The organism is Herbidospora solisilvae (assembly GCF_009901565.1).
Taxonomy (GTDB): Bacteria; Actinomycetota; Actinomycetes; order Streptosporangiales; family Streptosporangiaceae; genus Herbidospora; species Herbidospora solisilvae.
In genome coordinates this window covers 17,807-30,482 of record NZ_WXEW01000009.1, presented here as the reverse complement: position 1 = coordinate 30,482, position 12,676 = coordinate 17,807, and the positions used below count along the sequence as shown (strand labels likewise).

Genomic DNA, 12,676 nt, shown 5'->3' with positions numbered 1-12,676 from the left:
GGCTCACCTCCGCTTCGCTTCGGCGCGCTCCTGGAGGCCCTCGCCGAGAAGGCTGAAGCCGAGCACGCAAATGAGCAGGACAAGGCCGGGCGGGACCGAGGTCCACCAGCGTCCGGCCACCACGTCGGGGCTGCCGAGGCTGATCATCGCGCCCCATTCGGCGGCCGGGACGGTCACGCCCAGCCCCAGGAACGAGAGCCCGGCGAGCGTGAGCATCGCCCACCCGGCGTTCAGGGGCGCGATCACCCGGACCGGGGTCAGGCTGTTGGGCAGCACGTGCCGCCAGAGCACCCCGAACGTGGACGCGCCCGAGGTGACCGACGCGGCCACGAACGACGACTCTCGCACCGTGCGCACCTCGGCCCGGACCAGCCGGGCGTACGCGGGCGCGTTCACCGCCGCGATCACCGCGATCAGGTTGCCGGTGCCGTTGCCGACCAGCGCGGCCACCGCCAGGGCCAGGATGAACGTGGGGAAGGCCTGGAAGACGTCGACCACGCGCATCAGCACGTCGTCGACCCAGCCGCCGAGATAGCCGGCCACCAGGCCGAGCGCCGTGCCCGCGACGACGGCCACGGCCACCCCGGCGACCGCGATGCCGAGGTCGAGGCGGCCGGCGTGCAGGAGCCTGCTCCACACGTCCATGCCGTTGGCGTCGGTGCCGAGCGGATGGCCAGGGCCGGGCGGCACGAGCGTGCCGAGGGGGTCGATCTCGGTCGGCCCCCAGCCGGTGAGCAGCGGGGCGAAGACCGCGGCCAGCGCGACGACGGCCAGGATCACCGAGCCGGTGACGATGAGGACGGTGGCGAAGCGGCCCGCGCGGGCCGTGCCGACGACGACGGTTTCTGACATGACGCGGCTCCTAGATCTGCACGCGCGGGTCGAGGACGGCCTGCACCACGTCGGCGACGAGGAACACCACGACGTAGCAGAACGCGATCACCAGCACCGACGCCTGCACGACCGGGTAGTCCCGGTAGAGCAGCCCGCGCAGCGCCCACTGGCCGAAGCCCTGCCACGAGAACACGTACTCGACGAGCACGGTCGAGCCGATCGAGGTGCCGAAGACCAGCGCGGCCAGGGACGGCAGCCGGGCCAGCGTGGCCCGCAGCAGGTAGCCGCGCAGCAGCGTGCGCCCGCTCAGGCCGTGGGCGGTGGCCGCGACGTAGGGCTCGGAGTGCAGCACCTCCAGCGCCGAGGCCCGCACGCTGCGCAGCAGCGGCGCGACGACCACGATCGACAACGTCGCCACCGGCAGGATCAGATGCGCCAGCGCCGACCCGAACGCCGGGCCGTTGAGGGTCAGGGCGGCGTCGAGCAGGTCGGCCCCGGTGAGCGGAGTCAGATTGGCGTCGGGGTCGACCCGGCCGCTGGGCGCGGGGAACCAGCCGAGCACGCTGTAGCCGACAAGGATCAGCACCAGCCCGAGCCAGAACTCCGGCATCGAGTTGCCGACCAGGGCCAGCAGCCGCACCCCGTGGTCGCCGGCCCGGTCGGCGTGCCGCGCCGACCAGACGCCGAGCAGCACCGCGACCACCAGCGCGACGGCGAGCGCCAGCACGACCAGCTCGAAGGTGGGGCCGACGCGCAGCCCGATCTCCGCGCCGACCGAGGTGCCGCTCTGGATGGAGGTGCCGAGGTCGCCGGTGACCAGCCCGCCGAGGTAGTCGAGGAACTGGTGCACGATGGGCTGGTCGAGGCCGTAGCGGGCCCGCGCGGCGGCGGCGTCCTCGGGGGTGGCGTTCGGGCCGAGGATGGTCCGGATCGGGTCCCCGGGCAGCACCCGGACCAGCAGGAAGGTCAAAACGACCACTCCGAGCAGCACCGGGACGAGCTGGAGCAGCCGCCTGACGAGGAAGCGGACGATCCTCATGTCACCCCAGGAACCGCAAACGGGCCAGGCCGTCCATGGGCTGCACCCACCCGGCCACGTTCTCCCGTACGGGCAGGTTGAAGTTGGGCTGGCAGACGACCACCCACGGCACGTCGGCGGCGAGGATCTCCTGCACCTTCGTCCACAACTCGCCGCGCGCGGCGGCGTCGACCGTGGTGTGCGACTCCTCGTAGATCTTCTCGATCTCCGGGTTGGAGTAGTTCGAGTAGTTGAGGTTCGCGCCCTTCACCAGGCTGGTGGCGAGCATGTACTCGACGTCGTTGACCCAGAGCTGGCCCGAGGTGATCTGGAGCGGCACGCTGCGCTTCTGGCGGCGTTCGGCGAGCGTGGCCGGGTCGAGCGGGGCGAGCGTGAGCTCGATGCCGGCCTTGCGGGCCTCGCTCTGCACGAGCACGGCGAGCTGCTGCTGCTCCTCGTTGTCGGCCTCGAAGACCAGCTCGGAGCTGACCGAGGGCTTGCCCGCGGCGGCCAGCGCCGCCTTGGCCTTGTCCAGGTCGTAGGTGTAGGGGTAGCCGCGCTCGTCGTAGCCGGGCATGTCGAGCGGCACCGGGCTCTTGGCCGGGCGCGCGTCGCCGCCGTAGATGTTGGCGATGATCTGCTCGTACGGCACCGCGTACGCCAGCGCCTTACGGACGTTCACGTCGTCGAACGGGGCGGTGGTCACCGACATCTGGAGGGTGACCTGCTGGTTGCTGGGCGCGGAGACGACCTTGACGCCGGGGGCCTTCTTCAGGTCGGCGACGTCGCGCTTGCTCACGCCGAGGGCGATGTCGATGTCGCCGTTCTGGAGCTGGAGCCGCTGGTTGGAGGCGGCGGGCACGACCGAGATCCGGATCGTCGGGGTCTTGGCCGGGTCGGGACCGGGGTAGCCGGTGTTGGCGGCCAGCACGATCTCCTGGCCCTGCGTGGCCTTCTCGACGTTGAAGTAGCCGCCGGTGGGCGGATTCTTGGCGAACCACTCCTTGGCCCACGGGTCGGCGTCGGTGGCGTGCTTCCTGGCTTCGACGGAGTCGAAGACGTACAGGGAGATGGCCTGGATCTGCGGGGTGAGCGCGCTCGGGAAGGCCTGGGTGAACTCGACGGTGTAGTCGTCGACGACCTTGACCTGGTCGGGCTCGGTCAGCCCGATGACGCGGTAGACGCCGGCCACGTTGGCCTGGGCGGCGAAGGCGCGGTCCTTCGACCACTTGACGTCGGCGGCCTTCAGCTCGTTGCCGCTGGCGAACTTCACGCCCTTGCGGAGCTTGAGGGTCCAGACCTTCTGGTCGGCGCTCGGGGTGAAGGACTCGGCGAAGGTCGGCGTGATGTTCGTGGTGTCGAGGATCTGCGCCCCGTTCACGTCGGTCACGCCGTAGTCGATCAGGTAGGGGTAGACGTTCTTGTAGAGCATGAGCGCGGTGAGGTCGAAACCGACGAAGTCCTGGTCCCAGCTGCTGAGGTAGCTGGAGACGGCGATCCGCAGGGACGACGCGGCGGCGGGGGCGGTGCCGGAAGGGGCGTTCGCGCCCTGGGGCTTGGAGCCGGCGGCGCAGCCGGTGGCCAGCAGCAGGGCGACGCCGCCGCCGAGCTGGAGCACCGACCGACGAGAGAAAGCGGGTGAACCAGCCATAGCTCGCCTTCCACGAACAGGGTGTGCGGGCCGGGGTTCGCCCGCACTGCCACCGTTCTACCAAGGCGAAACTTCGGTGAACAAGAGGGAAAGCTGTTTCATCTGGGTAAACATGTCATCGCTGACCTGCGGAAGCGTGTTCACCGTTGTTCAGTTAAAGCGAAATGGCGGGCAGAACCTCGCTGCCGAGCTTCTCCACGGCCTCCCGCAGGTCCGGACCGAGCGGCGGCCCGAACGACAGGTGGGTGGCGCCCGCCGCCCGCAGCGCCCGGCAGCGGGCGACCACGTCGGCCGTGCTTCCGGTGATGCCGAGCGACAACATGCGCTCGTCGACCAGCCGCGCGGCGGCGTCCAGGCCGTCGCGCTCCAGCACGGCCGTGATCGGGGCGAAGTCCTCGACCGCGAGCCCGGCCCGGCCGAGCAGGTACGGCGCGAACGACGGCCCGTAATAGGCGATCTTGGCGGCCATGGCGAGCCGGGCCCGTTCGTCGTCGTCCCCGGTCGACACCCAGAAGCAGGCCGGGATGTCGAGCTCCTCGACCGGCCGTCCGGCCTCCTCGGCCCCCTTCGCCACCTCGGCCCTCGCGGTGGTGAAGTGTTCCGGCGGGTAGAGCAGCGGCAGCACGCCGTCGGCGAGCCGCCCGGCCATCTGGAGCATCTTGGGGCTCATCGCGCCGACGTACACCGGCACCGGATCGCCCGGCGGCAGGCGCAGCTCCGACAGCGGGCCGAACCAGGCGGGCAGCTCGCCCCTGACCTCCTCGGCGCCGAGCAGGGCCCGCAGCACGGTGACCGCCTGGGCGGTTCTGGACAGCGGGCGCGGGCGCTCGATCCCGGCCCAGCCGAGGAACTCGGCCGACCCGGCGGCGACCCCGAGCAGGAACCGGCCGCCGGTCGCCTCCCGCATCGTGGCCGCCATCATGGCGATCTCCGACACGTGCACGGAGTAGGGGTTCATGATGCCGACGCCGAGCGTGATCCGCTCGGTCCTGGCGGCCAGGACGCCGAGCAGCACCGGGGCCGAGCGCAGGAACAGGTCGTTGGAGACCCAGAGCTGGTCGAAGCCGTGCCGTTCGGCCCGTTGTGCCAGGTCGACCAGGGTCGGGATGTCGAGGTCGTTGTTGACCCGCAGGGAGTACGTCACGCGCCGGCCGCCTTCGCGTCGATCTCGACCTCGACCAGGAACCCGTCGCCGATGAGGGCGCCGACGACGTACGTGCTGTTGGCCGGGGCCACGTCGCCGAACACCTCGGCGTGGGCCCGCGCGGCCTGCTCCCAGTCGGCGTCGGGGGTGAGCAGCAGCCGGGTGCGGAACACGGTGGTGCGCGAACCGCCCAGGGCCTCCACCGCCGCCACCCCCCGGCGCAGCGCCTCAAGGGTCTGGGTGTAGGCGTCGGGGCCGTCGGCCGTGGTGCCGCTCACGGCGATGAGGTCGCCCTCGCGGGCGGCGCGCGAGTAGCCCGCCTGCTCCTCCCAGCCCGAGCCGTCCTTGAACCGGCTCACCGACGGGACCGAGCCCTGGGCCGGGTCGGTGTACTCCTCGATCCGGGTGACGCGGCCGTCGCGCACCTCGACGCGCATCATCGCGTCGACCGCCATCTCGGCGCCCTCGTCGCGGTCGCGGCCCCGGTAGACGCAGCGCTGCACGTAGCCGCCGGGCACCGGGTCGACGCGCACGTCGGTGGCGTGGAAGTCCTCGATGCCCGCGTCGATGAGGCGGATCGCGTCGAGGCTCTCGGCCTTGTCCCGGTCGATGCGGTCGTAGTTGTGCCAGACGCGGATGTCGTCGGCGTACAGGCGGTCGAGGCGGGCGACGTCGCCGGAGGTGATGGCGTCGAGCAGCTCGGCCGCGAAGGCGCGCATGTCACCGGCCGTCACGCCGTCCGCCAGGGCGTCCGCCTTGTCCAGTTCGCTCGCGTCGCCCAGCAGTTGCAGGCGCTGCACGGCCAGCGGGATGTTGCCGTCGGACCACAGGGCGTCGTGGAAGGCGCGCAGGTCGAAGCCGTCGCGGTCGCGCCGGGCGGCGTCGGCCAGCAGGCGCGTCACCTGCACCTTCCCGACCTGGTACGACAGGCCCTGGCCCGGGGTGGCCGCGAAGAAGGCGGCCTCCTCACGGGCGGTGTCCAGGTCGACCGGCACGAGTTCGTGCAGCATGCGGGCCGCGCCGTCGATGTCGATCTCGCCGAGCGCCAGGCGCACGTCCACCTCGACCCGGATGGCGCGCAGCCGCATGAAGTTGTAGACGATGGCCCGGGTGAGCGGCGCGTCCGCGAAGAGGCCGGCCTGGAGCGTCATCTCCTCGTTGTAGAAGGCGATGCCCTCGTTGGGCACGGAGTCGTAGAACCTCCGGTGGGCCGGGTCGGGGTGCCGCCAGGTCAGCGCGAGCTGCTGGTAGTGCACGCCCTCGTGGATGATCCCGGCGCGGGGGTCGGCGGCGTTGGCCCGGTAGAAGTAGGGCAGGTCCGGACCCGGGACCGGGACGTAGCTGACGCCGTCCTGGTCGAGCCGGTGCTCGTCGGTGAGGTCGTCGCTGACGCCCAGCCAGCGCAGCGGCTCCAGGTAGTCGGGCCGGGGCAGGTTGCGGTAGTGCCGCAGCTCCGGCGGTTGCGACAGCAGGCCGCGTGCCTCGTAGAAGGCGCGCACCTCCAGCTCGGCGGCGCGTTCGGCCGCGCTCTGCTCCTGCGCGCTCGCCGGGGGCGGCGGCCACTCGGGCGGGCCCGACCGGGCGCGCTCGAACAGCTCGAACGCCTCGGCGCGGTCGCGTTCCTGGGCGGCCAGGGCGAGGATCTCGGCGGTCGACCAGGGCAGCAGGGCGACCCGGTGCAGGAAGAAGCCGAACGCCTCCGGGCCGACCGGCCGGTGCGGGGCGAAGCCGGGCAGTCCCTCGGTCAGCCAGGCCCGCCAGCCGGCGAGCGCGTCGGCCGCCTCCTCCGCGGCCGTGGCGGCGGCGTCGCGCGCGGCCGGGTCCAGGTGCGGCAGCAGCAGCACGACGGCGGTCCTGAGCTGGTCGCACACGTCGGCGCTGTCGGCCAGGGCGAGCTCGGCGAACTCGCGGGTGGCGGTGCCGTCGAGGTTGTCCCTGGCGGTGTCGAGGGTGCCGGGGATCCAGCGCAGCCGTTCGACCAGGTCGGCGCTGCGGGCCGCGTCGAAGGGGCCCGGCGGGAGCAGCGCGTCGTAGACGTGGCCGACGGTCTGGTCGAGGTAGAACCAGGGGTCGCGCCGCCAGCTCCGCACGACCTCCAGCTCCCAGCGCACCCGCGCGGTCGCCGAGGCGAGCAGCCGGCGCGGCACCTCGACCGCCGGGTCCTCCGAGGGCGCGATGTCCGCCAGGGCACTCTCGATCCCGGCCAGGAAGCGCAGGTCCTCCTCGACGGTGAGGGCGTCCCACTCCGGACGCCACCCCGAGGGCCGGACCACCCGGGGAATGTCGTCGCGGCTACGCGGGGTGGTGGCCAGCCGCCAGGCCCAGAACCGCTCGGTCAGCTCCGCGAGCACGGGATGTCCCTTCATTGGTCACTTCGCCAGGACGCAGGCGGCCGACCGGCCGTCCCGCAGGATCGTGAGCGGCGGGTCGTCCTGCGCGCACGACGGCAGGGCCACCGGGCAGCGCGGATGGAACCGGCACCCGCCGGGGGGCCGCGAGGGGTCGGGCACGTCTCCCGGCAGCTCGACCGGCAGCACGCCCGCGCCGTCGGCCCGGGGCACCGCCGAGATGAGCGCCTTCGTGTACGGATGGGCAGGCTCCGACCACACCTGCCGGGTCGGGCCGGCCTCGACGACCCGACCCAGGTACATGACCGCCGTGCGGTCGGCGATCTGCCGCACCACCGACAGGTCGTGCGAGATGAACACCATGCCCATGTCGAGCTCGCGGACCAGCTCCACCAGCAGGTTGGCGACCGACGCCTGCGCCGAGGCGTCGAGCGCGCTGATCGGCTCGTCGGCGATGATGCAGCTCGGTTCGGCGGCGAGGGTCCGGGCGATCGCGATGCGCTGCCGCTGCCCGCCGCTGAACTCGTGCGGGTAACGCCTGACCGCGTCCGCCGGAAGGCCGACGCGTTCGAGCAGTTCCCCGGCCCGGCGGCGGGCCTCCGCCTTGGTCGTGCCGCCGAGCAGGTACCCGTCGCCGACCTGGTCGCCGACCAGGCGGCGGGGGTTGAGGGAGGCGTACGGGTCCTGGAAGACCATCTGCAGCCCGCGCAGGCCGGCCGGGCGGCGGCGCAGCCCCAGCGGCGCGACCGGGCGGCCGTCGAAGCGGATCTCCCCGGCGGCGGTGCGCTGGAGCCCGACGACCGCGCGGCCCAGCGTCGACTTGCCGCAGCCGGACTCGCCGACCAGCCCGAGGATCTCGCCTCGCGACAGGGTCAGGTCGGCGTGGTCGACGGCGCGCAGCGGCGGCGCGCCCGTCCGGTGGTATTCGACGGCGACCCCGGTCGCCTCAAGCAACACGCTCACGCCTCGCCTCCCAGCGGGTCGGGCGGGCAGGCCACCCGGTGGTCGGAACCGACGGGCACCGGCTCCGGCCGTTCCTCCCGGCAGGAGGCGACGGCGAACGCGCACCGCGGGTGGAACGGGCACCCTTCGGGCACCGCGCCGAGCGACGGGGGGCTGCCCGGGATCGGCCGCAGCGTCGCCGCCCCGCCCTCCGGGTGCGGCAGCGCGTCGAGCAGGCCGCGGGTGTAGGGGTGGCGGGGGTGGGTCAGCACGGTCTCGCGCGGGCCGATCTCGGCGGTGCGGCCGCCGTACATGACGCAGATGCGGTCGGCCACGGCCGACATCACGCCCAGGTCGTGGGTGATCACTACGACGGCCAGGTCGCGCTCCTGCCGCAGCCGGTTCAGCAGCCGCAGGATGCCCGCCTGCACGGTGACGTCGAGCGCGGTCGTCGGCTCGTCGGCCAGCAGCAGCCGGGGCTCGCACGCCAGCGCCACGGCGATGGCGATGCGCTGGCGCATGCCGCCGGAGAACTGGGCCGGGTGGGCCCTCAGCGCCCGTTCGGGGTCGGGGATGCGTACCGTCGACAGCAGCTCGACCGCCCGGCCGCGCGCCTCCGACTTCCCGACGCCCAGGTGGTGGCGCATGTGCTCGGTCACCTGGGTCTCGATGCTGAGCATCGGGTGCAGGCTCGTCGACGGGTCCTGCGACACCATCGCGATGCTGCGCCCGCGCACGTCGCGCAGCTCGCGCGGCTTCATGGCCAGCAGGTCGCGGCCCTCGAAGACGGCCCGGCCGCTGGTGCGGGCGGCGTGCGGGAGCAGGCCCAGCAGCGCCATCGCGGTCATCGTCTTGCCGCTGCCGCTCTCCCCCGCGATGCCGAAGACCTCGCCGGAGTCGACCCGGAACGTCAGGCCGTCGACGGCCTTGCGGGGGCCGTTCCTGGTGGCGAGCCACACGGTGAGGTCCTCGACCTCCAGTAGCGTTCCCACGGTCACCCCCTTAGTGCACGCGCGGTGCGCGGATCGAGGGCGTCCCGCAGCGTGTCTCCGACGAAGTTGAAGGCGAGCACGACGGTCAGGATGGACAGGCCGGGATACAGCCACAACCACCACAGGTCGAAGTAGTCCATGCCGGACACCACCATGGAGCCCCATTCGGCCATGGGCGGCTGCGCGCCGAGCCCCAGGAACGACAGGCCCGACAGCAGCAGCACGGCGTTGCCCACGTCGAGCGCCGCCATGACCAGCACCGGCCCGGCGACGTTCGGCCGCAGGTCCACGATCATCGTGCGGACCGACGAGGAGCCGAGCAGCCGCCCGGCGGCCACGTACTCGGAGTTGCGGGCCGACATGACCAGGCCGCGCACCAGCCGCGCGTACGACGGCCACGACACCACGACGACCGCCAGCACGGCGTTGCGCAGCTCGGGGCCGAGCGCGGCGGCGACCGCCATGGCCAGGATGATGCCGGGGAAGGCGAACACCAGGTCGGCCAGCCGCATGAGCGTGCCGTCGACCCAGCCGCCGAAGAACCCGGCCACCGCGCCGACGACCGACCCGATCACCGCCGAGAGGGCGACGAGCAGGAACGCCAGCGGCAGCGAGACCTGCGCGCCGTAGACGACGCGGCTGAGCACGTCGCGGCCGAGCTGGTCGGTGCCGAACAGGTGCTGCGCCGAGGGTTCGAGCAGCTTGTCGGCGATCTGGTCGAGCGGGCCGTAGGGCGCGAGCACGGGGGCGAGCACCGCCACCAGCACCCACAACACGACGAAGGCGGCGCCGACCAGGGCGAGGGGCTGCCGCCACGGGGTGCGGGATCCAGTCGTCATGTCAGCCTGATCCTCGGGTCGATGACCCCGTACAGCAGGTCGACGAGCAGGTTGATGAGGATGTACACGGCGGCCACCACGATGCTGACCCCCATGATGCCGGGCAGGTCGAGGTTGACCGCGCTGCGGTAGGCGTACTGGCCGACGCCGGGCCAGGAGAAGATCTTCTCCACCAGCACGGCGCCCGACAGCAGGCTGCCGAAGGCGACGCCGGCCACGGTGATGATCGCGACCATCGCGGGGCGCAGCACGTGCCGCACGATGACCACCCGCTCGGGCAGGCCCTTGGCCCTGGCCGCGCGCACGTAGTCGTTGCCGAGGATCTCCAGCACCGACGCCCGGCTGAAGCGCATCAGCATGCCGACCGTGTAGACGGCCAGCACGAGCGACGGCAGCACCAGGTGCCCGAGCGCCGACCACATCACGTCCCACTGTCCGGCCAGGGCGGCGTCCACGGAGTAGAAGCCGGTCGTGTACGGCGGCGGGCTCAGCACCGGATCGAGGCGCCCGGTGCCCGGCAGCAGGTCGAACTTGAACGACAGCAGGTAGAACGCGACGAGCGCGACCCAGAAGGTGGGCATGGACACCCCGCCCAGGCTCACCACCCGCAGCACCTGGTCGGGCCAGCGGTCGCGGTTGACCGCGGCCACGACGCCGAGGGCGACCCCGACCAGCAGCGACACCACGATCGCGAACAGCGCCAGCTCGATCGTGGCGGGCACGAACTCGGCCAGGTCCTCGGCCACCGGGCGGTGGCTCTGCTGCGACATGCCCAGGTTCCCCTGGAACACGTTGCCGATGTACGTCAGGTACTGCACCGGGAGAGGCTGGTCGAGCCCGTACTTGGCGCGGAACGCGGCCACCGCGGCCGGGTCGCCGATCGCCTGCTGCCCCAGGTTGGCGGCGGCGGGATCGCCCGGGACCAACTGGGTCAGGGTGAAGGCCACGAGGGTGATGCCCACGCACAGCAGCAGGGCGGCCGCCAGCCGCCGGGCCAGGAACCGCAGCAGCACCCCGCCGGGACGGGCCGCCCTGCGACCCGTCCCGGGGGCACCGCTCTTCGGCTTAGCCGAGCTCACGGACGTTGACCAGCCAGAGGGCGTTCGACTGCAGGTTGGTCACCGACTTGGCGGCGACCAGGATCTGCGCCGGCTGGATCAGCGGCATGATCGGGCCGCCCTCGTTCATCTTGTGCTGGATGTCGACGTACAGCGCCGAGCGGGCGGTGTCGTCGACGGTGGTGCGGGCCTTGGCGCCCAGCTCCTCCAGCTCGGGGGCGGCGCCCTCGGCCCATCCGGCGCGCAGGCCGACGAGCTGGCCCGGCAGGAAGTTGAGGTAGTTGCTGGGGTCGGGGAAGTCGGGGCCCCACTGCCACAGGCCCAGTTCCTCGGTGCCGCCCCGGTAGGACTCCAGCGCGGTCTGCACCGACGCGGGGGCCAGTTCGACGTTGATGCCGACCTCCTTGAGGTTGGCCTGCACGCGGGCGGCGAGGTCGCCGAAGTTGAGCCCGTTGACCTGCACGTCGCTCGGGTAGTTCAGCTTGACGGTCGGGTTCTGCAGGCCCGACTCGGCGAGCGCGGCCTTGGCCTTGGCGACGTCGCGCTTGATCCCGTCGGCGGCCGGGAGGGCGCCGAGGAAGACCGAGGGCACGATGCCGGGCGCCTGCACGGCCCCCTCGCCGGCCAGGTCGACCAGTCCCTGGTAGTCGATGCCGTAGCGCACCGCCTCCTGGAACTTCGGGTTCGAGGAGATCTTGGAGATCTCCGGGTTGTCGTTGGTGAACAGGAAGAACACGTTCGGCGAGGCGCCGTTGACGACCTGGAGGTCGCCCATGCCCTTGGCCTGCTCGGGCGACAGGTCCACCGCGATCTGCGACTCGCCCTTCTGGACGTTGAGCCGCTGCACGTTGGCCTGCGTGTTGCGCACCACGACCCTGGAGTAGGCGGGCTTGGGACCCCAGTACTTCTCGTTCACCTTCAGCACGACCTGCGAGGTGGTGCTGTAGCTCTCCAGGACGTACGGGCCGCTGCCCTGCGACTGCTTGTTGAGGAACGCCTCGGCGGTGTCGCTCTTGCCGGCGCCCTCGGCGTCGCTGGCGCCGTTCTTCTTGGCCACGGCCGAATTGACGATGCCCAGCGCGGGGTTGGGCAGGATGAACGGGATGGCGGTGTTCGGCTCCTCGCTGGCGACCACGACGGTGGCGGGGTCGGGCGCGGTGACCGTGAGGCCGGCCATCAGGAACGACGGGTTGCCCTTCACGTTCTTCACGCGGTTGAGCGAGAACGCGACGTCGGCCGAGGTGACCGGGGTTCCGTCGGAGAACTTCGCGTCGGGGCGCAGCTTGAACGTGAAGGTCTTGGCGTCGTCGGAGGCGGTGAACGACTCCGCGAGTGCCGGGACCGGCTTGGTCACGTCGCCGCCCTTGAAGGTGAGCAGCGTGTCGTAGACCGCCTGGTCGATCAGCAGGCCCGTCGGCTCGAACATGCGGGCCGGGTCGGTGGTCTTGAGCTGGAACGCGGTGTCGATGACGAGGGTCTTCCCGCCCTGCCCGCCGGGCGAGGAGGGGGCGGCGGCGTTGCCACCGCCGCAGGCGGTGAGCAGGCTCAGCGCCACTGCGGCGGTGAGCGCACCGGCAGACCGGCGGATCTTCATGAGGGACTCCAAGGCCGGGCTACGGGGGCCCGCTCAGACATATGGGGCGATGTCATGACTCTCCTGTGCGGCGGCGGCACGAGGCCGCGAGCCGACGTGCAGCCTTACTGCACGTTGACCGGGCACGCTAGGCCGTCGGCGGGGACCCCGTCAAGACCCGTCACCGCTGATCACCTGCCCACGACTGTCTGTTGACGGCGAATGCCGGCACCCCTACGGTGCTGCACACGCGTGTAGTTAACCTGCACGTGACAGT

The 12,676-nt window shown here is 72.1% G+C and carries 10 protein-coding genes; all 10 read right to left on the bottom strand.

Going from position 1 to position 12,676, the window contains the following annotated elements; all coding sequences use genetic code 11:
* Positions 1-3: 3 nt before the first annotated feature.
* Positions 4-852: an ABC transporter permease gene (locus GT755_RS28725; protein ID WP_161482718.1), complete on the bottom strand. Its 849-nt coding sequence runs from the start codon at positions 850-852 to the stop codon at positions 4-6.
* Between the two features lie 10 nt (positions 853-862).
* Positions 863-1,873, bottom strand: a complete 1,011-nt coding sequence (locus GT755_RS28720) for an ABC transporter permease (protein WP_161482717.1) — start codon at positions 1,871-1,873, stop codon at positions 863-865.
* A gap of 1 nt (position 1,874) precedes the next feature.
* Positions 1,875-3,470: an ABC transporter substrate-binding protein gene (locus GT755_RS28715; RefSeq protein ID WP_202610640.1), complete on the bottom strand. Its 1,596-nt coding sequence runs from the start codon at positions 3,468-3,470 to the stop codon at positions 1,875-1,877.
* Between the two features lie 187 nt (positions 3,471-3,657).
* Complete coding sequence (locus GT755_RS28710; protein WP_161482715.1) at positions 3,658-4,647, bottom strand: LLM class flavin-dependent oxidoreductase; 990 nt, start codon at positions 4,645-4,647, stop codon at positions 3,658-3,660.
* Complete coding sequence (locus GT755_RS28705; protein ID WP_161482714.1) at positions 4,644-7,013, bottom strand: DUF885 family protein; 2,370 nt, start codon at positions 7,011-7,013, stop codon at positions 4,644-4,646. The genes GT755_RS28710 and GT755_RS28705 overlap by 4 nt, the downstream gene beginning before the upstream one ends.
* A gap of 3 nt (positions 7,014-7,016) precedes the next feature.
* Positions 7,017-7,958: an ABC transporter ATP-binding protein gene (locus GT755_RS28700; protein WP_161482713.1), complete on the bottom strand. Its 942-nt coding sequence runs from the start codon at positions 7,956-7,958 to the stop codon at positions 7,017-7,019.
* Positions 7,955-8,929: an ABC transporter ATP-binding protein gene (locus tag GT755_RS28695; protein WP_161482712.1), complete on the bottom strand. Its 975-nt coding sequence runs from the start codon at positions 8,927-8,929 to the stop codon at positions 7,955-7,957. The genes GT755_RS28700 and GT755_RS28695 overlap by 4 nt, the downstream gene beginning before the upstream one ends.
* A gap of 2 nt (positions 8,930-8,931) precedes the next feature.
* Positions 8,932-9,768, bottom strand: coding sequence for an ABC transporter permease (locus GT755_RS28690; RefSeq protein ID WP_161482711.1), 837 nt, complete (start codon positions 9,766-9,768; stop codon positions 8,932-8,934).
* Positions 9,765-10,847 carry an ABC transporter permease gene (locus tag GT755_RS28685; RefSeq protein ID WP_285587542.1) on the bottom strand — a complete coding sequence of 361 codons (1,083 nt, stop codon included), beginning with the start codon at positions 10,845-10,847 and terminating at the stop codon, positions 9,765-9,767. Before GT755_RS28685 ends, GT755_RS28690 begins: the two co-directional genes overlap by 4 nt.
* Entirely contained in the window at positions 10,834-12,420 is a 1,587-nt protein-coding gene (locus GT755_RS28680; protein ID WP_161482710.1) for an ABC transporter substrate-binding protein, read from the bottom strand. Before GT755_RS28680 ends, GT755_RS28685 begins: the two co-directional genes overlap by 14 nt.
* Between the last annotated feature and the right edge of the window lie 256 nt (positions 12,421-12,676).

Excerpts from the sequence above, each read along its gene's own strand:
- GT755_RS28705 (WP_161482714.1), bottom strand. The coding sequence starts at position 7,013 with ATGAAGGGACATCCCGTGCTCGCGGAGCTGACCGAGCGGTTCTGGGCC.
- GT755_RS28725 (WP_161482718.1), bottom strand. The coding sequence starts at position 852 with ATGTCAGAAACCGTCGTCGTCGGCACGGCCCGCGCGGGCCGCTTCGCC.
- GT755_RS28690 (WP_161482711.1), bottom strand. The coding sequence starts at position 9,768 with ATGACGACTGGATCCCGCACCCCGTGGCGGCAGCCCCTCGCCCTGGTC.
- GT755_RS28680 (WP_161482710.1), bottom strand. The coding sequence starts at position 12,420 with ATGAAGATCCGCCGGTCTGCCGGTGCGCTCACCGCCGCAGTGGCGCTG.
- GT755_RS28720 (WP_161482717.1), bottom strand. The coding sequence starts at position 1,873 with ATGAGGATCGTCCGCTTCCTCGTCAGGCGGCTGCTCCAGCTCGTCCCG.